The sequence below is a fragment of the Aquaticitalea lipolytica genome, from assembly GCF_014641635.1.
GTDB lineage: Bacteria > Bacteroidota > Bacteroidia > Flavobacteriales > Flavobacteriaceae > Aquaticitalea > Aquaticitalea lipolytica.
Map to the genome: position 1 here is coordinate 683,855 of NZ_BMIC01000001.1, position 25,168 is coordinate 709,022.

At 31.1% G+C, this 25,168-nt stretch carries 22 protein-coding genes; 8 read left to right on the forward strand and 14 right to left on the reverse strand.

Features of this window, described 5'->3' with window-relative positions:
• Positions 1–32: 32 nt before the first annotated feature.
• A complete protein-coding gene (locus IEW41_RS03225) occupies positions 33–1,082 on the reverse strand; it encodes an RluA family pseudouridine synthase (protein ID WP_188604893.1) in 1,050 nt (349 codons plus the stop codon).
• A gap of 2 nt (positions 1,083–1,084) precedes the next feature.
• Positions 1,085–1,645: a PASTA domain-containing protein gene (locus IEW41_RS03230; RefSeq protein WP_188604894.1), complete on the reverse strand. Its 561-nt coding sequence runs from the start codon at positions 1,643–1,645 to the stop codon at positions 1,085–1,087.
• Between the two features lie 162 nt (positions 1,646–1,807).
• On the opposite strand from IEW41_RS03230, the gene IEW41_RS03235 reads away from it, so the two are divergent.
• On the forward strand, positions 1,808–2,782 hold the full coding sequence (locus tag IEW41_RS03235; RefSeq protein WP_188604895.1) for a D-alanine--D-alanine ligase: 975 nt from the start codon (positions 1,808–1,810) through the stop codon (positions 2,780–2,782).
• An 18-nt stretch (positions 2,783–2,800) separates the two neighbouring features.
• Positions 2,801–3,256, forward strand: a complete 456-nt coding sequence (gene coaD, locus IEW41_RS03240; RefSeq protein ID WP_188604896.1) for a pantetheine-phosphate adenylyltransferase — start codon at positions 2,801–2,803, stop codon at positions 3,254–3,256.
• On the opposite strand, the gene IEW41_RS03245 is transcribed toward coaD, so the two are convergent.
• The 8 genes from IEW41_RS03245 to alaS form a co-directional block, all read right to left on the reverse strand.
• The gene (locus IEW41_RS03245) at positions 3,249–3,899 is read right to left on the reverse strand and encodes a response regulator (RefSeq protein ID WP_188604897.1); all 651 of its coding nucleotides are present in this window, start codon (positions 3,897–3,899) and stop codon (positions 3,249–3,251) included. The two genes, coaD and IEW41_RS03245, sit on opposite strands and share 8 nt — an antisense overlap.
• Before the next feature lie 53 nt (positions 3,900–3,952).
• Positions 3,953–5,854 (reverse strand): tetratricopeptide repeat-containing sensor histidine kinase, encoded by a 1,902-nt coding sequence (locus tag IEW41_RS03250; RefSeq protein ID WP_188604898.1) that lies wholly within the window; start codon positions 5,852–5,854, stop codon positions 3,953–3,955.
• A 57-nt stretch (positions 5,855–5,911) separates the two neighbouring features.
• Positions 5,912–7,789 carry a tetratricopeptide repeat-containing sensor histidine kinase gene (locus tag IEW41_RS03255; RefSeq protein WP_188604899.1) on the reverse strand — a complete coding sequence of 626 codons (1,878 nt, stop codon included), beginning with the start codon at positions 7,787–7,789 and terminating at the stop codon, positions 5,912–5,914.
• Positions 7,790–7,994: 205 nt separating this feature from the next.
• A complete protein-coding gene (locus tag IEW41_RS03260; protein WP_188604900.1) occupies positions 7,995–9,914 on the reverse strand; it encodes an outer membrane protein assembly factor BamB family protein in 1,920 nt (639 codons plus the stop codon).
• Between the two features lie 13 nt (positions 9,915–9,927).
• Positions 9,928–10,446, reverse strand: coding sequence for a DUF6252 domain-containing protein (locus tag IEW41_RS03265; protein WP_188604901.1), 519 nt, complete (start codon positions 10,444–10,446; stop codon positions 9,928–9,930).
• Positions 10,447–10,539: 93 nt separating this feature from the next.
• A complete protein-coding gene (locus IEW41_RS03270) occupies positions 10,540–11,250 on the reverse strand; it encodes a DUF6498-containing protein (protein ID WP_188604902.1) in 711 nt (236 codons plus the stop codon).
• A 68-nt stretch (positions 11,251–11,318) separates the two neighbouring features.
• Positions 11,319–12,275: a GSCFA domain-containing protein gene (locus tag IEW41_RS03275; protein ID WP_188604903.1), complete on the reverse strand. Its 957-nt coding sequence runs from the start codon at positions 12,273–12,275 to the stop codon at positions 11,319–11,321.
• Between the two features lie 32 nt (positions 12,276–12,307).
• Positions 12,308–14,920, reverse strand: coding sequence for an alanine--tRNA ligase (gene alaS / locus IEW41_RS03280; protein ID WP_188604904.1), 2,613 nt, complete (start codon positions 14,918–14,920; stop codon positions 12,308–12,310).
• A gap of 234 nt (positions 14,921–15,154) precedes the next feature.
• Here alaS and IEW41_RS03285 point away from each other — a divergent pair, with 234 nt between their 5' ends.
• Genes IEW41_RS03285 through IEW41_RS03305 form a run of 5 tightly spaced genes read left to right on the forward strand, consistent with a single transcriptional unit; the run spans position 15,155 to position 18,380 of the window.
• Positions 15,155–16,126, forward strand: coding sequence for a M23 family metallopeptidase (locus IEW41_RS03285; protein WP_188604905.1), 972 nt, complete (start codon positions 15,155–15,157; stop codon positions 16,124–16,126).
• 5 nt (positions 16,127–16,131) lie between these two features.
• The gene (locus tag IEW41_RS03290) at positions 16,132–16,461 is read left to right on the forward strand and encodes a MerR family transcriptional regulator (protein WP_188604906.1); all 330 of its coding nucleotides are present in this window, start codon (positions 16,132–16,134) and stop codon (positions 16,459–16,461) included.
• 52 nt (positions 16,462–16,513) lie between these two features.
• Complete coding sequence (locus IEW41_RS03295) at positions 16,514–17,113, forward strand: LemA family protein (protein ID WP_188604907.1); 600 nt, start codon at positions 16,514–16,516, stop codon at positions 17,111–17,113.
• Positions 17,114–17,118: 5 nt separating this feature from the next.
• Positions 17,119–17,556 (forward strand): TPM domain-containing protein, encoded by a 438-nt coding sequence (locus IEW41_RS03300; RefSeq protein WP_188604908.1) that lies wholly within the window; start codon positions 17,119–17,121, stop codon positions 17,554–17,556.
• Positions 17,556–18,380, forward strand: coding sequence for a TPM domain-containing protein (locus IEW41_RS03305; protein WP_229660152.1), 825 nt, complete (start codon positions 17,556–17,558; stop codon positions 18,378–18,380). Before IEW41_RS03300 ends, IEW41_RS03305 begins: the two co-directional genes overlap by 1 nt.
• A gap of 123 nt (positions 18,381–18,503) precedes the next feature.
• Here IEW41_RS03305 and IEW41_RS03310 read toward each other — a convergent pair whose 3' ends face one another.
• Both IEW41_RS03310 and der read right to left on the reverse strand, forming a co-directional pair.
• Positions 18,504–21,281 carry an outer membrane beta-barrel protein gene (locus tag IEW41_RS03310; RefSeq protein ID WP_188604909.1) on the reverse strand — a complete coding sequence of 926 codons (2,778 nt, stop codon included), beginning with the start codon at positions 21,279–21,281 and terminating at the stop codon, positions 18,504–18,506.
• 82 nt (positions 21,282–21,363) lie between these two features.
• Complete coding sequence (der, locus tag IEW41_RS03315; protein WP_188604910.1) at positions 21,364–22,668, reverse strand: ribosome biogenesis GTPase Der; 1,305 nt, start codon at positions 22,666–22,668, stop codon at positions 21,364–21,366.
• Between the two features lie 102 nt (positions 22,669–22,770).
• On the opposite strand from der, the gene IEW41_RS03320 reads away from it, so the two are divergent.
• Positions 22,771–23,277: a GTP-binding protein gene (locus IEW41_RS03320; protein WP_188604911.1), complete on the forward strand. Its 507-nt coding sequence runs from the start codon at positions 22,771–22,773 to the stop codon at positions 23,275–23,277.
• 3 nt (positions 23,278–23,280) lie between these two features.
• On the opposite strand, the gene era is transcribed toward IEW41_RS03320, so the two are convergent.
• Both era and bamJ read right to left on the reverse strand, forming a co-directional pair.
• Positions 23,281–24,165, reverse strand: coding sequence for a GTPase Era (era, locus tag IEW41_RS03325; RefSeq protein WP_188604912.1), 885 nt, complete (start codon positions 24,163–24,165; stop codon positions 23,281–23,283).
• Positions 24,166–24,287: 122 nt separating this feature from the next.
• Entirely contained in the window at positions 24,288–25,016 is a 729-nt protein-coding gene (gene bamJ, locus IEW41_RS03330) for a BamJ family beta-barrel-assembly machinery protein (RefSeq protein WP_188604913.1), read from the reverse strand.
• Positions 25,017–25,168 lie beyond the last annotated feature (152 nt).

Sequence of the window (25,168 nt, forward strand, 5' to 3'; positions counted from 1 at the left end):
GAGACCGCATTTCATAATAAAAAAACTTAAAATTACTCTAACTCCATATCTTGATGCTTGGCATAGTTTCGCCATTTCTCGATACATTGTTGCATATCTTCTGGCAACTCAGAATTGAAACTTAAAAACTCTCCTGTTTTAGGGTGTTTAAAGCCAAGCGTTTTTGCATGTAATGCTTGTCGTGGTAATACTTTAAAGCAGTTTTCTACAAACTGTTTGTACTTTGTAAAGGTTGTGCCTTTTAGTATACGCTCACCTCCATAACGTTCGTCATTAAAAAGTGTGTGACCTATATGTTTCATGTGCACACGTATTTGGTGTGTACGTCCTGTTTCGAGAATACAAGACACTAAAGTAACATAGCCTAAACGCTCAATAACTTTATAATGCGTTACTGCTGGTTTTCCTTTGTCTTCATCATCATCTAAAAACACGGCATTTTGTAAACGGTTTTTTGGGTGTCTGCCAATATTACCTTCTATAGTACCTTCGTCTTCTTCAATATTTCCCCAAACTATTGCTACATACTCACGCTGACTGGTTTTATTAAAAAACTGTTTAGACAAATTTGTCATTGCCTTTTCAGTTTTAGCAATAACTAAAAGTCCGCTTGTATCTTTATCTATTCTGTGTACCAAACCAGGTCGCTCGCTTGAGTTGTTTGGTAAATTTTCAAAATGATACACCAATGCGTTTATTAATGTACCAGAATAATTACCATGTCCTGGATGAACCACCATTCCTGCTGCCTTATTGATTACTAAAAGCTCGTCATCTTCATAAACAATATCTAAAGGGATATTTTCTGGCGTTAGTAAATACTCGTAAGGTGGATGCTCAAAAAGAACTCTAATTTTATCTAAAGGCTTTACTTTGTAGTTGGACTTTACAGGTGTATCATTTACATAAATACTGCCATCTTTAGCTGCTGCCTGAATTTTATTTCGAGTCGCATTTTCAATACGATTCATTAAGTATTTATCAATACGAAGTGGTGCCTGACCTTTATCTACTGTAAAAGCATGATGCTCGTACAACTCGTCATCGTAGTTGTCGTCTGAAGTAATTGTTGTATCTGTCATTTTTAGTCTGCTGCACGATTACCATTACCTAAAACCAAATCTATTTTGGATGTTAATGGCAACATATCACCAGCTTTTATAGGTTTACCAGCAAATTTAAGTGCTAGTACTTCGTCTTTAGCAATATAATCGCTATAAGTAATATTTCCTACCTCAAAACCTAAAGCTTCTAAAGTCGGCTTTGCTTGTCTGAAAGTACGACTTACAACATTTGGCACTGCCACTTTACGATAACCTGATGGATTTAATATTAAGTATATTTTACGGTCTTCTTTAACTTGAGTTCCTGCTAAAGGGTATTGTTCTATTACTGAATATTTTGGGTATTTTGGATTAAAATTAGCCGAGTCTTGGATTTCCATTGCCAAATCTTTGTCATCTAATTCAATTTGAACAGTTTCTAGTGTTTTTCCTTTTAGGTCTGGCACTTCTACAAAACTTCCATGATTGGTTCTAAAACTTAACCATTGTAAAAGTATAAAGCATAATACTACTAGCGCAACAATTGCTATTACAATTTGTTTTAAAAATACTTTACTGGTAAGAAAATTTTTAAGGCTCATTACTGTTTTTTATAAAAGACAAATATATAAAAAGAGAATCGTTTTATCTTTTGCTTTTAATGTGATATTTTAGCTTAACTAATAATAGATACGTTTTATTGTTAGTTTTAGATTAAAATGATTGTATAATTAATATAAACTCTCACTTTACTGAGAAGTGCCATGAAAAAAAATATTGCCATAATAATGGGAGGCTATTCAAGTGAATATGAAATCTCTTTAAAAAGCGGTCAAGTAGTTTTTGAAACTCTCGATGCTTCAAAATACAATGCATACAAAGTTCACATCTTTAAAAATAAATGGGTATATGTTGATGCTAATGATAATGAATATCCTATTGACAAAAACGACTTTTCTGTAACTGTAAATGGTAATAAAACAACTTTTGATTGTATTTTTAACGCCATTCATGGTACTCCTGGAGAAGATGGTTATATGCAAGGCTATTTAGAATTGCTAAACATTCCTCACACAAGTTGTGGCATGTATCAAGCTTCGTTAACCTTTAACAAGCGTGATTGTTTAAGCACATTGAAACCTTACGGAATTAAAACTGCAACTTCTTATTACATTAATCTTGGTGATACAGTTAATGAAACAGCAATTGTTGAAAAAGTAGGTTTGCCATGTTTTGTAAAAGCCAATAAGGCTGGAAGTAGTTTTGGAATTACTAAAGTGTACAAAAAAGAAGACTTAAAAAATGCTTTAGAAGTAGCCTTTAAAGAAGATGATGAAGTGATTATTGAATCTTTTTTAGATGGTACTGAAGTATCGGTTGGTGTTATAACTTACAAAGGCGAGGTAATTGTTTTGCCAATTACAGAAATAGTTAGCAACAACGATTTTTTTGATTACAAAGCCAAATATCTTGGCGAATCGCAAGAAATAACACCTGCAAGATTAAGTAAAGTACAAGAAGAAAAAGTAAATAGTGTTGCTAAAAAGGTGTATGAAGTTTTAAAAATGAAAGGCTTTAGCAGAAGTGAATATATTTTTAAAGATGGTGAACCTCATCTTTTAGAAGTAAATACTGTGCCTGGACTTACAAAAGCAAGTATTTTACCTCAACAAGCTGCTGCTGCAGGAATTAGTTTAGTTGAATTGTTTAGCAATGCAATTGAAGAGGCTTTGAAATAAATTATGTAATTTTAAATTATGAAAAGAGCATTATTTCCAGGGTCGTTTGACCCAATTACGTTAGGACATTACGACATTATAAAACGTGGTATCCATCTTTTTGATGAAGTAGTTGTAGCTATTGGTATAAATGCCGACAAAAACTATATGTTTTCTTTAAAAGAACGCCAACAGTTTATTGAAGAAGCTTTTAAAGATGAGCCGAAAGTAAAAGTGGTTACCTACGAAGGATTAACAATAGATTTTTGTAAAAAAATAGATGCTCAATTCATTCTTAGAGGCCTTCGCAATCCTGCAGATTTTGAGTTTGAAAAGGCTATTGCTCATACTAACCGAAAGCTGTCTAAAATAGAAACTGTGTTTTTATTAACTGCTGCTAGAACTTCATATATTTCGTCATCAATTGTTAGAGACGTAATAAGGAATAATGGCGATTATACTGTTTTAGTACCAGAAAGTGTAAAAACTAAATAAGTTTATTCCTTTTCGCTTTTTGTACAGCTTCCAGCTTATTATGCACTTGTAGTTTTCTGTAAATATTTTCTATATGCTTACGAACAGTACCAGAGGACAATATTAAATTTTCGGCAATTTTATTGTAATTTAAACCTTTGCTTAATTGTTCTAAAACATCGATTTCTCTTGCTGTTAATTGTATATCTTCCTTATCTTCTTTATTTTGAATTGTAATTGGGTTACGAAGTAGCTTTAATGTTTTTAACGCTATAGAAGGGTTCATTGCAGCACCTCCATTTAACGTTTCAATAATACCATCGTGTAAATCTTTGGCATTAATTTCTTTAAGTAAATAACCATCTGCTCCAGCTTTAATGGCATTAAAAATATTCTCATCATTATCAAAAACAGTGAGCATGATAATTTTAATATGAGGATATTTTTGCTTGACAATTTCGGTAGTTTCAATTCCGTTTAACACTGGCATTTCAATATCCATTAAAATTAAATCGAGATTAGAATTATCTTCTAATTGTGTTAATAAATCTGATCCGTTTATCGCTGAAAATTTAAAACTTAAATCTTCAAAAAAAGACAACTTCTCTTTAACCGTGTGAATTAAAAATGAATTATCGTCAACGATAGCTATTTTGATGTTCATTGCAAATCTGTTTACATGACCAAGTTACTAATTTACAATTGAATGTATATACGCTATTTGTCGTATTTTTTATTAATTGGTAATAGCACCTTAACTTCTGTTCCTACTTCTAACTTTGATTCAATTTTTAGCTGAGCACCAATCTCTTGGGCTCTTTTTTTCATATTGTTAATTCCGTTGCCCATCACAACCGTTTTTTCATCAAATCCTTTTCCTTTGTCTAAAATTGAAATTTCTAATTCTTCATTTATGCCTTTAAACTGAACACTTATGGAAGTAGCATCTGCATATTTTAAAGCATTGTGTATGGCTTCTTGTATAATGCGATAAATGTTCATTCCCTCAACAGATGTAAAGGTTAATTGGTTTGGCAATGACTTATCTGCAATAAAACTAAAATTTACAACTTCTGAAGCTGAATTAGCTTTATCAATAAAATTTGAAATTCGAGACTGTAAATCATCAAGCGTAATTTCATTTTTATTCATTGCCCAAATGGTATCTCTTAACTCATAAATAGTTGTTGTTGTAAACTCACTTATACCTTTCAATTTATCACTTAACTTGGCTGGAAGTTTAAATCCATATTTTAAATTATCTAAGGATGAAATAATAAATGTAAGTTGTGCTCCAATATTATCGTGTAAATCGCGACTTATTCTTAATCGCTGTTCTTGCAAGCGATTTTGAGTTTCAATTTTTAGTAAAGCATCTTTAAGTTCATTTTCTTTTTGTAGCTGACGATTTTTAAGTTTTTGTTGATTATAAAAAAGAAAGCCTAATAATGACAATGCTATTGCAAGGCCTATTAATCCTAATATGTAACTGTTTTTTTTATTTAAATTCAGTTCGTTTTCAGCTAAATCAGCACGTTGTGATAAAATCTCTTTTTCTTTCTTTTCGGTTTGATACTCTATTTCTAGTTTGGCAACCTTAGCGTTTGTATCAAAATTTAAAATACTGTCTTTAAAAGTTGAATACTCTTTAAAATACTTTAGCGCAGTTTTTGTATCATTTTTAGCCTCATAATATTGAGAATACATATGCAAAGCAGTTTCAATATCGACTGCTGTTTTAGATTGGTTAGCAAAATAATAAGCACTATCAATAAATATTTTTGATTCGTCTACTCTACTGTTTTCAATTAAAACTTGTGCTATATTGTTATAACTTGTACCTACTCCAGCAAAATTTCCTATAGATTTTTCAATCATTGCAGATTGCTTAAAGTATACCAAAGCCGAATCAATTTTTTGCATGTAATAAAATACGGCTCCCACATTATTGGCTGATTCTGCAATGCCTTTTTTGTCTTTTAATTCTTTTTCAATTTTTAGAGAGTATTTAAAATATTGCAATGCCTTTTCTAAATCACCATCATTGGCATAAATGATTGCAATATTGTTATACACTTTAGAGATTCCTTTTTTATCCTTAAGCGATTCAAATACTACTTTAGACTTTAAATGATATTCAATAGCTTTATCATTTATCCCTAAAAAACTATATACCATTCCAATATTATCGCTAACAGTTGCTTGCTTATTTAAGTCTTTTTTAGCTTCATAAATTTTTAAAGCTGCTAAATAGTTTTTTAATGCGTCTTCATATAATCCTAAACCTCTATTACATCTTCCTATATTGTTTAATGCAGATGCCATTAGTATAGAGTCTTTAGTTTTTGATAATGCTTCTTGCGATAGTAATTTTGCCTTTTCAAATTCTCCTAAATCAACATATACAATACCCAAATAATTTTTTGAAGTATAATATTCATGAGTATCGTTTTTTGATTGCGCAATTTTTGCTGCTTTTTCAAGTAAAAGAATTGCTTTATTTGGATTTTCTTTATAAAATGCCATTGCAGAATCATTTAATTGTCCTGCAGTGTGTTGCGAATAAAAAGGCTCTATAAAAAATAAGTTAAGAAGTATAAATAGAAAATAATTTTTCATAAGAGTTTAGATTAATAGCAATATGAAAATACTACTTTTTTTATTGTAAATTACTTTTTAAAGTATGGCTATTACTTTAGTTCCTTTGTTTTCTTCAGACACTATTACTAGCTCACCTCCTATTTCATTGATTCGCTTTTGCATGTTTAGTAAACCATTACCTTTTTTAGTAGTTTGTAAATTAAACCCTTTACCATTATCACTTATTTCGAATTGAAGTTGTTGATTTACATAGCCAATGTTTACCTTTATTTGGTTAGGTTTAGCGTGTTTTAAACTGTTATGAATAGCTTCCTGAATTATTCTATGAATATTCATGCCTTCAACTGAAGAGAATTTTCTTGTAGTATCTACATTATCATCAACTATAAATGAAAATTCTATTTTATCGTCAGACAAATGTGCTTTATCTATATAATTTGAAATACGTGTTTGCAAATCTTCAAAAGTAATTTCACTTTTATTCATTGCCCAAATGGTATCACGTAATTCATAAATTGTTGCTGATGTAAAACTACTTATGTCATCTAACTTTTTATTGAGCTTTTCGTCTTTTATATCAAAGCCGTATTTTAAGTTATCTATTGAGGAAATAATGAAAGTAAGCTGTGCTCCAATATTATCGTGTAAATCTCTACTAATACGCAAACGCTGCTCTTGTAATCGGCTTTGGGTTTCTATTTTTAGTAAGGCATCTTTAAGCTCATTCTCTTTTTGTAGCTGATGATTTTTTAGTTTCTGTTGATTATAAAACAAATAGCCAATAAAACCTAAAATAAGCGCCAACCCTAACAATCCATACAACTGATAGTCGCGCTTTTGTATTGTTAAGTTTTTTTCTGCAAGTTCGGCACGTTGCGTTAAGATTTCACGTTCTTTATCTGCTGTTTTATAACGCTCACCCATTTCGGCAATTTGTCGCGTTTTAGTCTCGTTAAGCAAAGAGTCTTCAATACTTTTATACTCTATATAGTTGTTTAAAGCATTTTTGTAATCGCCTTTTTTTACATCAAGCTCGTGATAGCGATAATAGGCTTCTAATTGATATTTTCTGGTGCCATACTTTAATGTGTTTTGCATAGCACTATCCAATATTTTTTTTGCTTCAGAAAATCTATTGGTTTCTAAATATATCTTACCCAAGTTAACAAGTGTAACCCCTTTTCTGTCGTCAAAGCCAGGAACCTTTAACGATTTTAAAGTGTACTCTTCTGCTTTTTTATAATCTTTAAGTTTACTATATGTGTTGCCTATATTGGAGTAGGATGTTCGTGCTTGTGCTAAATCATTAACCAGTTCGCTCATTCTCGCAGCTTTCTTGTTATAAAACAATGCACTATCAAATAATCGCTTATTAAAATTATCTCTTTCTGCCAACTCGTCAAAAGCTATACCTATACGTCCATAACATAAAGCTTCGCCTTTTTTGTCATTAAGTTTTTTGGCTAGTTTTAAAGCTTCTCTATTCCATTTTATTGATTCTTTAAAATCATACATTCTATCGTAGATATAGCCAATAGATGACATATCTCTTAGCACATTTTCTTCAATAGCATTTATTTTATTATACTCTAAAGATTTTAATCCTAAACTTAAAGCTTCAGGAAATTCTGAAAAAAGAGTGTGAATTTGAGACTCATCATAATAAATATCTTTTAGAGCTTCATTATTAGTATTTTCAAAAATTTTAGTTGCTTGTTTAAAATACTCTAAGGCCTTTATATTAGAAGTAGAAAGGATTGCTTTGCCTTTTAAATATAGTGCTTGCCCTTTTTTTAATTCATCATTATTTTCAATAGCCTTAGCAAGCATTTTATCTGCCATAACTATTTCTAAAGAGTCAGAATGTGAAAGCTTAGAATACGATTTATTTTGTGCTAAAAGAAGTATTGGGCAACACAAAAAGAAAGCTAAAATTATATATCTGATTTTCATTTTTGTGTACAAAAAAAGCATCAGTACCAAGCTGAATATTTCAACAGTGGATATAACTGACGCTTTTTTAAAAAAATTGATTAATAGCATTACGAATATATAATTTATTGTGCTTGAGCTTGATTTTTTTCGATAAGAAGCAATTAAAAAAGATTAAGCGCAACCCTACAAAAGTTACGCCTAATCATAATCTCAACAACAAGATTTATTTACTGAGATCGTAAGCATAAATTGTTTTATCATTGGCTTTGTAAAACAAGAATCCACCTTGCTCATCTACTTCATATTCAGGCTTTTTATCCATTAATAATATTTCTTTTTCTACTTTACCAGAGTCTTTATTTACTTTAACTAATCCAACACCATCATCTAGCTTTGTAAGTATAAATTGAGAGTTTTCTGTAGCTGAAGTAGCTTTAAATCGTTTTGATAGATAATCAAACGAAGCACTAGCTATTCCTGAAAACATATCGGCTGCACGTTTTGCTTCTTTACCATAATCGTTGTAGCTACTTAAATCGTTCATGCTTCCCATACCTGTTCTGTTAGCTCCTGCTCTTGCACTCATACTTACTGCCATTGCTGTAGATGCAACTGCGGCAATACCACCAACAATTTTACCAAATGTACTTCTACCTGGTGATTTATAATATGCATGATAGTTTTCTTTACCATCAAAATTTAACAAACTCATATTTTGATCTGACGATAAAAAGATACCATTCTTTCTAATCTCCATTAAATTTGGATCTTCTTTTTCATCAAATTCACATTTTGCTAAATCACTAACTGTTCCTGATTTTGCATCAACTGCCATGATTTTTCCATCTGCTGCAATTAAATATCTATTATTGGCTTGGTCGAATGTAGAGGCAACTGATGTAGCACTTCTATACTTTAATGGTTTATCCCAAATTTGGTCTCCTGTTTCTAAATTTACAATGTTTGCATCTTCACTAGTAATGTAAATAAGGCCTTGAGGTGTGTGAGCCATAACCATAATATTCTCACCTGTTTTTAATGGTTTCTTAAATAAAGTTTTTCCATCAAAAGAAATTTTATTGATTCCTCCTTGTTGAATACCAAATAAAATACCATCATCCATAATGTAAAAATGCTGTACGTAACCTTTTGTTTTTGGAGCTTTATCCCATAAATCTTCACCTGTTTTTGCGTCTAGAAAAGCAATTTCCGATTCGTTTTTTGCAGAAAACACACTGTTACTTCCTCCATCACTTTTATCACTTACAACAGCTAAACCTTGTGGAAGGATTTCAAAATTAACAACGTTTCCTTTTACTTTTCTGTCGTCATTCCATAATTCTGTTCCACTACTGCTTATTTTATGAATACGTGTATTGGCTCCATTACTAGTACCTTCAAATGCATAAATTTCTTTTTCAGTATCATCTGCAACCATCCAGTTAACTCCTTTAATTTTTGTCTGCCATTGCTCTTCCCCTTTATGAGACATTGATAATATACCTTGAGCTGTAGGAATTAATATTGAATTTTTTAATAAAAGCGGAGCTCCAGTAACACTAAAATCTTTAGCTATACCTACTCTTCCTGGTTTATCTAAAAAAAATGAAAAGTCTTGTTTACCACTAACAATATCGTATACAGCAATTTTTGGCACTTGGCTTTCAAACTTTTGATCGCTTTTTTGTAATCCGCTAATAATAATTTTATTCTGTGGAAGCACAACATTACAAGTGTAAACTTGATTCCAATTATCATTCTCTGAATTAAAAAGTACAGTACCTTGCACGTAATCTATTACAGCTCTTTTAGTTTTGGCCAATCCAGCAAATTTAGAATCTGCGCCTTGTGATACAATTATGTAAGGTGTTCCAGGAACAAAGTCGGTTTCTTCTGGTTTTAGTTTACCAAAATTATTAAAAGTAAATATTGGTGTGTTTTTCTTTGGATCGATACCAACTAATCCATCATTTGTAGCAGCTACTAAAATACCTCCAACAGTTAAAGTCATTTCATTAATATTAGCGCCTAAATCATAGGTTTTATCTGGCTGTTCTGCTTTTTGAGCTAATATAGAAGTTGAGCTTATTAGTAGTACTATAAGCATCAATAAGTTTTTAATTTTTATATATTGTGTTTTCATAATCTTAACTTTTTTAATTCATTATTTCTAAATTGAACGAACCCTCTGTAATGTTTTTAGTACTACCATCATTAGTGTTTTTACAAGTGAAACTAAAAGTTCCTTTAATGTTAGTACTTGTTTGCTCAGAAACATTTATTTCGCCTACTACACCAGAATTTTGAAAAGGTGCATTCCATGTTTGCGAGTTTAACGGATTACTAATATTAGGTTCGATGTATGAAGCTATTATAAATACATTGCTATCAGAAAGCTCGTATGAGCCCACACCATTGTATCCATTTATAATCATATTAATGGCTTGTGATTGTGTGTTACCTTGCATAACTAAGGTAGTCTGATTACTTGCTGTGGTTAAGCTTGCAAAAGATGTAATTTCTAATGAAGTAAACTGACTGCCATTTACTTTGGCAGTTATTGTACCTGCTGCTGCATCACCTCCATCACCTCCATCATCGCTTTTAGAACACGATGACAATGTTACCAATGATCCGATCATTATAAATAACATTAATTGTTTAAAATTTCTCATTGTTGAATATTTTATGATTAATAACAATCCAAAATTGCAACTTAATGAGAGGTCAAACAATACGACGAATTACGTATATTTTAAAAAAATTAATTATTCGGAAAAGAGTAGTAATTGCTTCTTTAGTTCTTCTTTTGATGTTTTACCATCATATAATTTATCTACAAGATAATTGAGAAATTGAGCATTGTCTTTAATAGATACTAAACTAAAATCGACTATAGCTCTAAAGAAAATTAATAGTAAAGCTGCTATATAAGTAACGCTTGTAAACATCATAAAAAACATAGCAAGGATAACAGTAAACTGCTGAATAAAAATACGAGCATATGGTTTGTACATTATTTCTTGTACTGTAAACTGAAGTTGTTTTTGGGGCAATATAAAGTCAAAAATAAACTTCATTAATTGCGTACCAACCATTAATGGTAAAATATACTCCATTCCTTTAAAATGAAGTATGGTTTTGTAGTTTTCAATGAGATAAAAAGGCTCTTTGAAAAACCCATAATCACCAATTCCAAAAATTACAAATACAAAAATAGATTGTATGGCTACAAATGCTCCATAATGAAATAAGAAAAAAGGAATAAAAAACATAACAGATTTTCCACTTCCATCATGGCGAGACGCAACATACATTTTAATAGCATTGAACAAACCAATAATTATGGTTTCTAAAAAATACCCAAAAAGCACTGCATAAGGTTCTATCTTGCCAAGAAAAAGCAAGACAATTAGGACTATTAAATTCATCCAAGCGTATGAATTATTTTTGTTTGGAATAAATACAGATTGCAGCATATTCAATTGTTTAGTTACAAATAAAAGAATTATTCTATTGTTTAAACATACGTCATTTAGCGTATATTCTAAAACTGCATATATGGAAATTCAGATTGAAGTTCTTGCTTTTTAATTTCTAATTGCTGAAGAAATTTTTGATGTGCTTCGGAATTTGGATTGAAAGCTCTATGCTCAATACCCTTTTGAATAACATCAACATCATTCATGGTTTTATCAGTATGTAAAGCCAGCCAAACATATTTAAACTTTTCCCAAATGTATTGTACTGCTATTGCATTTGGGTGTAACATATCTTCAGCATAAAAACGATAATCACGAAGCTCATCGAGCATAATCTCGTACGATGGAAAATAAAAGCAATTTGTATATGCTTTATCTGACAAAACGTTATGTATTGCTGCAATTAAATGTGCTTTACTTTGTGTATTCTCAACAAAACCATCTTTAACATGCCTTACAGGAGATACTGTAAAAATGATTTTTGCTTTAGGATTTACTTTACAAATTGATTTTACAATATTTTGTAATGAATTAGAAATCTCATTAATAGTAAGCAACGCTTTGGTAAATTGTTTTTGTGGCACTTTATGGCAATTCGCCACAATAGTATCAGACTTTATATCTCTGTAAACCCAAGCTGTTCCGAGTGTGATGATTATGTGTGTCGATTCGAAAATTTGACTATTTGTTGATTTGATACTATCGTTCAAACTTTGAAGCAAAGTTTCTTTTGACGCATCACTTAATCTAGAATGCGCATCAAAACAATGCCATTGCTCATTTTGAAAAAAGACATCTTTATCAGAATACGCTTTTTTTTGAATAGCATTTAAAACTAAAGTTTCTATCGCTTTAGGATGAAACAAAATACCAAAAGGATTTTGAAGATTTTGGAACTTGAAATACTCGAATTTATCTCCAATATTTTCAACAAAACAAGAACCTAATAATAGAATGTTAGATTGATAATCAATTTGATTATTAGACTGTTTTTCTATTGGTATCGTCGTTTGTAGTTTCATAGTAGATACCGCATCAAGTGCGGAATGACAAGTTACTCAATGTATTTTTTAGCTGCTGCTAAAGCCTCATCAATTCCATCAGGATTTTTTCCTCCTGCAGTAGCAAAAAATGGTTGACCTCCTCCTCCACCTTGAATGTATTTTCCAAGTTCACGAACAATAGTTCCTGCATTTAAACCTTTGCTTTCTACTAATTCTTTAGAGATATAACATGACAATAATGCTTTCCCATCGTTTTCTGTCCCAAATAATAAAAACAGATTTGTGTATTGCTGACCTAATTCAAAAGATACATCTTTAATACCTGAAGCATCTAAATCTAATTTTTTAGCTAAAAACTGAATGCCATTAATTTCGGTTAACTCGTTTTTTAAGTCACCTTTTACATTTTTAGCCTTATCTTTTAATAAGTTTTCTATCTGCTTTTTTAAATCTGCATTTTCTGCTTGTAAATTCTGTAAAGCTTTTACAGGTTCTTGAGCATTATTAAGCAAATCTTTCATTTCAAAATAAGCTCTGTTATTTTCAAAATAGAAATCTTTTACCGCATCGTTAGTTATCGCTTCAATTCGTCTAATTCCTGCTGCAACAGCACCTTCAGACACAATCTTAAAATGCCAAATATCGCCAGTGTTTTTCACATGTGTTCCTCCACAAAGCTCAATAGATTGCCCAAAACGAACAGCTCTTACTGTATCGCCATATTTTTCGCCAAACAATGCCATTGCGCCTTCGTCAATAGCTTGTTGCATTGGTATATTTCTTTTTTCCTGTAACGCTAATTTACCATCAATACGAGCATTGACAAAGTTCTCAACATCACGTAATTCTTCAATTGTTAATTTTGAAAAGTGAGAAAAGTCGAAACGTAAATATTTAGAGTGTACAGCACTTCCTTTTTGCTCAACATGTGTTCCTAAAATTTCTCGTAAAGCTTGATGTAACAAATGGGTTGCTGTATGGTTACATTCTGTTCTGTAACGTTGTTTAGCATCTACAACTGCTTTAAAAGTTTCATTAATATGCTTTGGAAGGTTTTTAGCAAAATGAATAATGACATTATTTTCCTTTTTAGTATCTAAAATATAAACCACATCTCCATGAGAATCTTCCAAATACCCTTTATCACCTACTTGACCTCCTCCTTCTGGATAAAATGGTGTTAGATTGAATACTAACTGATACATTTCGCCATCTTTTTTAGAAACTACTTTTCTGTAGCGAGTCAACTTTACATTCGCCTCCAACATATCGTAACCTACAAACTCTTCATGTGTATCATCAGATAAGATAGTCCAATCGTCTGTAGACATTTCACTTGCTGCACGAGAACGGTCTTTTTGCTTTTTCATTTCAGAATGAAAACCAGCTTCATCTAAAGACAACCCTTTTTCACGAAGAATTAAAGCAGTTAAATCGATTGGGAATCCGAAAGTATCATATAACTCAAAAGCCTTTTCACCAGAAATTGTATCAGATTTTGATTCTTCAACAATGCGATTTAACAATACTAAACCTTGATCTAATGTTCTTAAAAAAGATTGTTCTTCTTCTTTAATAACGTTTTCAATTAATTGCTTTTGCGATTTCAATTCTGGGAAAGCTTTCCCCATCTTTTCACTTAAAACTTCAACAAGTCTGTATATAAATGGCTCTTTTTGGTCTAAAAACGTAAAACTATATCTAATTGCACGACGTAATATTCGACGTATTACATAACCTGCTCCTGTATTACTTGGCAATTGACCATCTGCAATTGAAAAAGCGACTGCTCTAACGTGATCAGAAATGACACGAATAGCGACATCAACCTTATCGTCTTTACCATATTTTTTATCTGCAATGGTTTCAATTTCTCTAATAATTGGAGTAAACACATCTGTATCGTAATTAGACTGTACACCTTGTAATACCATACAAAGTCTTTCAAATCCCATTCCTGTATCAATATGCTTGTCTGGTAATGCTTCTAGTGACCCATTAGCTTTACGGTTGTATTGCATAAAAACCAAATTCCAAATTTCAACAACCTGAGGATGGTCAGCATTTACTAATGTTTTACCATCAATTTTAGCTTTTTCTTCAGCTGAACGAATGTCAACATGTATCTCACTACAAGGACCACAAGGACCTTGGTCTCCCATTTCCCAGAAGTTGTCCTTTTTATTACCCATTAAAATTCTGTCTTCAGAAATAAAGCTTTTCCACAAATCGTAAGCTTCTTTATCCATTGGTAGTTTATCATCTTCACTACCTTCAAAAACAGTGACGTAAAGTATATCTTTATCTATACCATAAACTTCTGTCAACAATTCCCAAGCCCAAGCAATGGCTTCTTTTTTAAAGTAATCACCAAAACTCCAGTTTCCTAACATTTCAAACAATGTATGATGATAGGTATCATAGCCAACTTCTTCTAAATCGTTATGTTTACCTGAAACACGTAAGCATTTTTGAGTATCTGCTATTCGGTTATTTTTAGGCTTTGCATTTCCTAAAAAATATTCTTTAAAAGGTGCCATACCAGAATTAACAAACATTAAGGTTGGGTCATCTTTTAACACCATTGGAGCCGATGGAACTATGGTATGCTTTTTCTCTTCAAAAAAACTTAAAAATTTAGATCGTATCTCTTGCGATTTCATAGAGTTTGATTACTAGTCTTACTTGTATTGATAAATTAGTGTTAAAAACAGAACATCGTGGTCATATTAAAACTAAAGTATACTTAATTTTGTCCTTTGTAACCTACATTAATCAATTATCATTTAGTTTTACTAAATTTACAATTAAAATATTTTGTAGGTTTGTTCGTTTGCTTAACAGTTTTAGACAAAACATTTGTCTATTTAATGTGCAAAAATAGTATAAATTAACTAATGAGTAAGGTAAAATATTATTACGATTCTGAAACTCTATCTTATAGAAAAATAGAGAAGCGAAAAGGTAGAACCTTTAAGTATGCTTTTATGTTTTTATTAGCATCTGCACTTTTTGGTTTTGTTTCATTCTTTTTGGTGAGTCAATATGTTAAATCTCCAAAAGAGAGAGCATTAGTTAGAGAATTACAGCATATGCAGTTGCAATATGAATTGTTAAACAAAAAAATGGATGAAGCTCAATCTGTTCTTGCAAATGTTGAAGAGCGTGATAATGCTATATACCGTGTTTATTTTGAAGCAAACCCAATTCCTGAAGAACAACGTAAAGCTGGTTTTGGTGGAATAAATAGATATAAAGATTTAGAAGGATTTGATAATTCTAAATTAATTATACAAACGAGTCGACGTATGGATGTGCTCCAAAAGCAAATAATAGTCCAATCTCGCTCGCTAGATGAAATTGCAATACTAGCAGAAAACAAAGAAAAATTTTTAGCGTGTATTCCAGCAATTCAACCAGTAAATACTGAAGATTTAACTCGTATGGCTTCTGGTTATGGTTACAGAACTGACCCATTTACTAAAGTAAGAAAGTTTCATTTTGGTATGGACTTTACAGCTCCAAGAGGCACGCCAATTTATGCTGCTGGTGATGGTGTTGTAGTAAGAGCAGATAACAGCGCTTCAGGTTATGGTAATCATATTCGTATTGATCATGGCTATGGTTATGTATCACTATATGCGCATTTATACAAATATAATGTTAGAGCAAACCAAAGGGTTAAACGTGGTGATTTAATAGGATTTGTTGGTAGTACAGGACGTTCAGAAGCGCCTCACTTACATTATGAAGTATTTAAAGATGGTGATCGTATAAATCCAATAAACTTCTATTATGGTAATTTATCTCCTGAAGAATATGGACGATTACTAGAGCATGCTGCTTTAGAAAACCAATCATTAGACTAATTTTTATGCATATTACTCTTCCAGAAAAAAGATATTACAGCATTGGTGAAGTTGCAAAAGCTTTTGATGTTAATGCTTCTTTAATTCGCTTTTGGGAGAAAGAATTTGATGTTTTACAACCAAAAAAAAATGCAAAAGGGAATAGGAAATTTACTCCAGAAGACATTAAAAACCTCAAGTTTATATATCACCTAGTTAAAGAGCGAGGTTTTACTCTTGAAGGTGCCAAAACACACTTAAAAGAAGAAAAACAAAAATCACTTGAGACTTTTGAAATTATTAATAAATTAGAACATGTTAAAGCACAGCTACTTAAAATAAAAGAGCAGCTGTAACATTTTAAATATTTTTTCAACTAATAAACAAAACTCTAAAAAATCAACTATTATGAAAAAATGGTTACCATGGATTATTGTTGCAATTGTAGCAATTGGTTTATATACAAAAGGAAAAGGATTTTATAACAATGTAATATCTCACGAAGAAAATATTGGAGAGCAGTGGTCTAAAGTAGAAAGTGCTTATCAATTAAGAAGTGATTTAATTCCTAACTTAATGAAAGTAGCTGAGCGATATGCTGAATATGAGCAAGAGACTTTTAAGATTGTTACTGATGCTAGATCTAAAGCAACAAGCATTCAAATAGACCCATCAAATATAACTCCAGAACAATTAAATCAATTTAAAGAAGTACAAAGCGGAATGACTTCTGCATTATCTAGATTACTTGCTGTTTTTGAGCGCTACCCAGAGTTAAAAGCTAATGAAAACTACAAAGAATTAATGAATTCTCTTGATAGAGTTGAAAAACGAATTAAGATTGAACGCGATAGATTTAATGAAGCTATTACTCCATATAACGAGCTTGTAAGAACATTTCCAAACAACTTATACGCAGGTATTTTTGGATTCGAAAAGAAAGAACGTTTTAATGCTGATGAAGGTGCTGAAAAAGCTCCAGATGTAAACGACTACAAATCTCAATAATTACAATGTCTAAAGTTGAAGATTTTTTAACTGCTCAAGAAGAACAGGAGATTATTGCTGCTATAAGAAAAGCCGAACAAAGAACTTCTGGTGAGATTAGAATTCATATTGAAAAAACTTCAAAAATTGATGCTATAGATAGAGCGATGGATGTTTTTCATTTATTAAAAATGGATAACACAAAACTTCAAAATGGCGTGTTGATTTATGTAGCAGTTGAAGATAGAAACTTTGTGATTTTTGGAGATAAAGGCATTAATGATGCTGTTGAATCAAATTTTTGGGATAGCACTAAAGATGTAATGCAGAAACATTTTAAATCTGGTAACTTTAAGCAAGGTTTAATAGAAGGTGTATTAAAAGCTGGAGAGCAGCTTGAAAAGCATTTCCCTTGGCAGCATAATGATACCAATGAGCTTCCCAACGAAATATCTAAAGGATAGTGTTTAAAAACAAATTCATAAAACTCATTTTAATAGTGTGCTTTAGCCTTTGCTATTCACAAAGTAGTTTTGCACAATTTGACATCCCAAAAAAGCCTACCAAAACCTCTGATCAGACTAGTGTTTATGATTATATAAACCTACTCTCTTCAAATGAAAAAAATAGTTTAGAGCAAAAATTAATTAAGTACTCTGATACAACTTCAACTCAAATTGTCATTGCAATAGTTAGTACATTAAACGATGATGATATTACTTTAGTTGCAGCAAAATGGGGACAAGAATGGGGAATTGGTCAAGCTAAGGAAGATAATGGGATTTTAATTTTATTAGCCAAAGACGATAGAAAAATTGACATTAGTACTGGTTACGGTTTAGAGTATCGACTTACTGATATCATGGCTGAACGTATAATAAACCGTATTATAATTCCAGAATTTAAAAAAGGTGATTTTTATAGTGGGCTAGATAAAGGTTCTGATGCAATTTTTGCAGCTCTTAATGGAGAATTTAAAGGCACGAGACAAAGCAATTCAAACGACTTTCCTATAGGTTTCTTTATTGTACTTTTTCTGATATTTATTATTATTTTAATCTCTATAACCAAACACAGACGTGGTGGCAATGGCGGAAGTGGTGGTACTAAAACCGATGGCACCAGTATTTGGGACGCCATTATATTAAGCAATATGGGTCGTGGAAGTTATGGAGGCTCATCAGGTGGTTTTGGCGGTAGCTCTGGAGGAAGTTTTGGAGGAGGTGGATTTGGTGGTGGCTTCGGTGGAGGCGGATTTGGTGGTGGTGGTGCCTCAGGTGGTTGGTAATATCTTTATGTAAGTACTGATTTAAAATTGGATAATGTATAAACTTTGTATTCTAAATTTTAAAGAAAACAATTATTATAAAGACGTTAACAATGTTTTAGACTCTATAATTTCAAAATGGAATTAATCAAAAAAGAATATATCTCCATTTCCTGTTTCACCTTTTTGTCCTAAACTATTAAATTTCCAACTAAAGCTAACCATAAAATACTGTTGTAAAACTGTGCTTTGCGAATCTTGTATATAATTTGCTGTTGCTGTACGAACTGCATTGGTATTCTGATTTAATAAATCGTAAACCTTAAGAGTTAATGTTCCTTTATCTTTTAGCATTGAATAAGTCAAGGTTGAATTCCAAAACCAAGCACTTTTTTGAAAACCTGAAGCTATATTTGGATTATAGTTAAAATTGATATCATTTCTCCATTCAAATTTTTTAGGAACAAAAGTTGTCGTTCTAACACCTAAAGTATGACTTACAAAATTTTGATTATCAAAACCATCTAAATCAAATACATTATTTGTGAACGATAATCTATAATTAGGAACTATCTCCATAATTTTTTTCCAATTGAAAGTAACACTAGCATTTGGCGTTACTGTTGTATAAGTTGATGCATATTTAACATCATTATTAAAGTTGATATTTCTGCTCGTATTAGAGTACAAACCAATTCTATATTTTAATGTTCTTAAAGTATCTAACTTAACCGTTTTACTATAATTAGCACTTGTATAAACACTATAAACTCCGTTAACATTGGTATAGGTGGTATTCTTAACTAAATCGTCATCAATTGTTGTTTTCGATACTACTTGGTTGTTAGTTAAGTTCGCACTTACATATGAATAAAACCCACTACCACTTTGAAAATCGAAACTATTATAACCAAAATATAAACTATGGCTATTTGACGGTTCTAAATTTGGGTTACCTGTTACTGTATTTAAAGGATCTGAGACATCTTGAAATGGTTGTAATTGATCAATTTGTGGTGGTTGATTTCTTAAATTATAACCAGAATACATTGATGCTTTTGGGCTAAATTGATAATCAAAATTAGCGCCTATTTCAAGTGCTTTAAAATCTTGTTCTAAGCTTAAATTTGGTCTAAGTCTATCACTATTTTTTAAAGTTCTAAATACGTAACCAGCATCTACACTTATTGACCATTTTTCTTTTCTGTAAGTTACATCTAAGCTAGGTGTATGTCTTCTATTCTCATAGTTAAAATTTGTACTTAATTGATCATTAAAGAGTGAATATTCTTGCGATCCAGAATCAAAATCATAAGTACTTCTTATGCTCTCTCGCTTATCTGATCTTAAGCTATACTTAAAATCTAGGAATAATGTTTTAGAAATTAATGGCAAACGATAGGTTAAACTTGTATAAATACTTTTTAAAGTTTGTTCTCCATCTGTAAACTGATTCCTTATTATATCATTAGGATTATCTCCATAAATATTAGTTTCGGAGTTTAAAAAATTGTCTGTCTCTGAATTATTATATTCTAAATTTAATGTCGATTTCAAAAAGGCTCCATCGCTTCCAAAACGCTTTGTAATATCTAAATCATTACCAATATTTTTTGAAGTAGTTTCAACAAAAGATGATGTTGTAGATTCGTTGGTTAAAGTGTTAGCTTCGTCCAATGACTGTTCATCTCTATTAAAAATATTTTTACCTTTTGAAAATCTAAATCTGGGACTTACATTAATTAGAAATGTAGAGTCTATCTCAATATCAAATTTTAGGTTCGCGCTATGATTATCTGAATCGTTTGAAGATATAGAACTTGAATTTGTATAATACCTCGAATCTGGTAAAATATTTTCTCGATTCGTTTTAGACTTCTCCTCTGAGCTACTTGCAGCTAAAAAATAATCTGCTGAAATATCTACTCCTTTTGATAACTCATCAGCATAATTTGCTCCTATATTTTCAGAAGTAACAATACCTTGACCTCCACCAAATGATCGTCCATCTATAGCAAAAGAACCATTACTCATCATCATCATACTTCTACCTCCACCAAACATTTTTTGTATTTCACCAAAACTAAATCCAGGCGAATTAGTATTATTTCCACCAGCCAAAACACTTATACGTTGATCGTTATCAAAAAAATTAATCATTCCTGCTAATTCATAACGTTCATCTGTTCCAACTCCAGCAGAAAGTCTTCCAAAAGTTCCTTTATTATTCTCTTCCTTTATTGTTAAGTTTATTGTTTTATTATCCTTATCACCTTCTTCTCCGCTAAAAGCTTCAGAATCTGTTTTAGTATCGGTAATTTGTACTTTCTCAATAATTTCTTTAGTTAAATTTCTAGTTGTTATTGTTGGATCATCACCAAAAAATGGTTTTCCGTTAACTAATATCTTGTTTACCTCTTTACCATTTACTTTTATTTTTCCTTCATCATCAACCTCAACACCTGGTAGTTCCTTTAGTAAATCTTCAACATTAGCATCTTTTTTTGTTTTAAAAGAACTAACATTAAACTCAAGCGTGTCTTTTTTTATAGTTATAGGCGCTCTGGATTTAATAACAACTTCATCTAAAAGATTTGCTGTTTTGAGTTCAATTACTCCAAGGTCAATTGTTTCTTTGTCAATTAGTACTTTTTTTGTGAATGATTGAAAACCAACATAAGAAATTGTAAGATTTAAACTTTTATCATATGTTTTTTCTTGAAGTAAAAATTTTCCATTTTTATCTGAGATAGTATAAGTAACTAAAGAGCTATCTACCACACGTTCTAAATAAATAGTAGCAGACTCTAAAGGTGTTTTATCATCTTCAGAGATTAATGACCCAGAAATTTTAAATGAATTAGATTGAGAAAACGATACACTAAAGCATAATAGCATAAATAAGAAAGTTAATTTCTTCATGATTTTGATTGATGATTAGCTTTTCAAAAAAACGAATATAACTTAACTTTCGTATGAATTTTCTTAAAAAAAATATAAAATATTACTTTTTACGCATGTACACACTAATAGGAACACCATGAAAATCAAAATGTTCGCGTAGTTTGTTTTCTAAAAAGCGTTTGTAAGGCTCCCTAACATATTGAGGCAAATTACAGAAAAAAGCAAACTGTGGTTGCGGAGTTGGCAACTGCATAATGTATTTAATCTTTACAAATTTACCCTTAAGTGCTGGTGGAGGATTATTTTCTATAATTGGAAGTAAAACCTCATTAAGTTTACTTGTTTTAATCTTTTTTGTACGATTATTATAAACCTCTACAGCTGTTTCAATAGCTTTAAAAATACGTTGTTTATTAAGCACAGACATAAACACTATTGGCACATCAGTAAAAGGCTCTAGCTCTTTACGTATTTTCTTCTCATAATCTCTTACAGAGTTAGTATCTTTTTCTACTAAATCCCACTTGTTCACAAGAATAACTATACCTTTTCTGTTTCTTTCTGCAAGCCAAAATATATTTTGCACTTGACCATCAAAACCTCTATCTGCATCTGCTACAATTAAACATACATCACAATGCTCAATAGCACGAATGCTTCGCATTACAGAATAAAATTCTAAATCTTCTTTAACTTTTGATTTACGACGAATACCTGCTGTATCTACTAGATTAAATTCAAAACCAAATCGGTTGTATTTGGTATCCATAGCATCTCTTGTAGTACCTGCAATATCAGTAACTATATATCTATCTTCACCAATTAAAGCATTAATAAATGATGATTTTCCAGCATTTGGACGACCAACAACTGCAAATCGTGGTAAATCGTCTTCAACAGTTTCAACATGTTCTGGTAAAGCTTTAACTACAGCATCTAATAAATCTCCTGTACCACTTCCGTTAACACTTGCTATATTAAAATATTCACCTAATCCTAATGAATAAAATTCAACAGCATCTTCTGCGCGTTTATTATTATCTACCTTATTAACCGCTAAAAAAACTGGTTTGTTAACCTTGCGAAGTAAATTTGCGACATCTTCATCCATACCTGTTACACCAGATTCGACATCAACCATAAAAACAATTACATCTGCTTCATCAATAGCAAGTTCTACTTGTTTATCAATTTCAGCTTCAAATATATCATCACTTCCTATAACATATCCTCCAGTATCAATTACTGTGAATTCTCTTCCATTCCATTCAGATTTACCATAGTGTCTATCTCTGGTAACACCACTCACTGCATCAACGATAGCTTCTCTACGTTTAATTAAACGGTTAAAAAATGTTGATTTCCCTACATTAGGACGTCCTACTATGGCAACTATATTACTCATGTCTTTATATTTTATCTGCATTACATATCCTGTAAGCGAGTGCAAAGGTAGTGTTTACTTTCTGAAGAAAAAACTGTATTTTCAACTCATTAAATAATTGATATGCCGACGACTAACAATATTACATTAAGGCCTCGCTTTAAAATGGAATTGAAAGAGCAAAACGAAACTGTTTTGAATGCTTTTAATGAGTCTAAAAAAGCGCAATCTGATTTTATTATAAATAGAGTCGATGATCATGTTTTTATAAGATTTCCAAAACATAAACAACATTTTTGGTCTCCTCAACTTCACCTTGAAATTAATGTAATTGATTCTGAAACTTCTATGCTTCATGGCTTATTTGGACCAAATCCTACTGTTTGGACCATGTTTATGTTTCTGCATTTTTTTGTTGCAGGACTTTTTATTGCCTTTGGAATTTGGACTTACTCTAATTGGACTTTAGAGAATCCGTTTGGTTTACAATTAGGACTTATGTTGCTTATGGTTGCTGCTTGGTTTGGGTTATATTTAGCTGGTCGTTTTGGTAAACATAAAGGAAAAGATGAAATGCATCAGCTTTATGACTTTATGAATATAACCTTAAAAACAAATAATATAGACTAGGCTTTACTTTTGATTATAACCAAAACGTTTTAATTGTTTTTGATCACTTCTCCAATTTTTATTCACCTTAACATATAATTCTAAATGTACTTGCTTGCCAAAGAATTTTTCTAAATCCTTACGAGCTTCTACACCTACTCTTTTTAAAGCAGTCCCTTTATGACCAATAATGATACCTTTTTGTGTATCACGCTCAACCATAATTACTGAACGCATTCTAATAATTTCTTCCTCTTCAAAAAACTCTTCTGTATCTATCTCAACTGCATAAGGAATCTCCTTTTTGTAATGCAATAGTATTTTCTCTCGAATAGTTTCGTTTACAAAAAAACGTTCTGGTTTATCTGTTAATTGATCTTTTGGATAATATGGTGGTGATTCTGGAAGTAATTCAATAATTCTACTAAATACTTCTTTTACATTAAAACCTTCCAATGCCGAAATAGGATAAATTTCTGCATTTGGTACTTTTTCTGACCACAATTGCACTTGGGTTTCTAACTGTTGTTGATCAGATTTATCTATTTTATTTAATAATAATAAAACAGGTATTTTAGAGTTGGTGATTTTTCTAAAAAATGCTTCGTCTTTTAACTCTTGCTCACCAATCTCAACCATATAAATTAACACATCTGCATCATCAAATGCTGACTTAACAAAATCCATCATGGATTCTTGCAACTCATAAGCTGGTTTTATAATTCCTGGAGTGTCTGATAAAATCATCTGAAACTCATCTCCATTAACAATACCAAGAATTCTATGTCGTGTAGTTTGTGCTTTAGATGTGATTATTGATAATTTTTCACCTACAAACGCATTCATAAGTGTTGATTTACCAACATTAGGATTTCCAATTATATTTACAAAACCTGCTTTGTGATTCATTTTTTACTTTTATAACACTGCAAAGTTACAACCTTGTTTTGTTTTATTCACTAATTTACAGCTATAAACAAAAAAACAGGAAGCAAGCTTCCTGTTTTTTTAAATATATTTTCAATAAAATTTTATTGAATGATTTCTAATAACTCTATTTCAAAAATTAAAGTATCAAAAGGTTTAATACCTCCTCCTTGTCTAGGGAAAGCTCCATAAGCCAATTCTTGAGGAACGAAAAACTTATATTTAGAGCCAACAGGCATCAGTTGTAAACCTTCAATCCAGCCTTGAACAACTTGTGTTACAAAAAACTCTGCAGGTGTTCCATTTTCTACAGAACTTTCGAATACTGTTCCGTCTATTAAAGTTCCATGATAGTGTACTTTAACTTTATTATTTGTAGTTGGTTTAGGACCACTTCCTTCTTTTAAGACAATATATTGTAATCCGCTCGATGTTACTTTAACACCTTCTTTAGATTTGTTTTCTTCTAAAAACTTTACACCTGCAGCTTTATTGTCTGCATAAGTTTCTTCAACCTTTTTTAAAGCTTCCTCTTGTTGCTTTTTAAACTCTGCCTCTTGCTTCTTTTGAAAGTAAACACTAATTACTTCTTGCGCTTTATCTTGATCAATTAGAACCTCAGAAGAATCAATAACGCTCATAAACCCTTCCATAAATAGTTCGCTATTTATTTCTGAAAAACTTGTTTTTGCATTACGAGCAACATCCATTCCTATAGCATAACTTACAGAATCAATTTCAGTTTTTAAAGATTCTTTTGATGCTCCTTTTTTATTACAAGAAAACATAACTGATGCCACTATAACAGCACTTAATAATTTATTTATTTTCATTTCTTATTAGATTAATATTTAATCGCAAAAGTAGAATAATCTATTGATGATTTTAAAAATATTTTACTAATATTTTTTATATAAAAAAAGCCAAACACTTTCGTATTTGGCTTGTTGTAGCGGGAACTGGACTCGAACCAGTGACCTTCGGG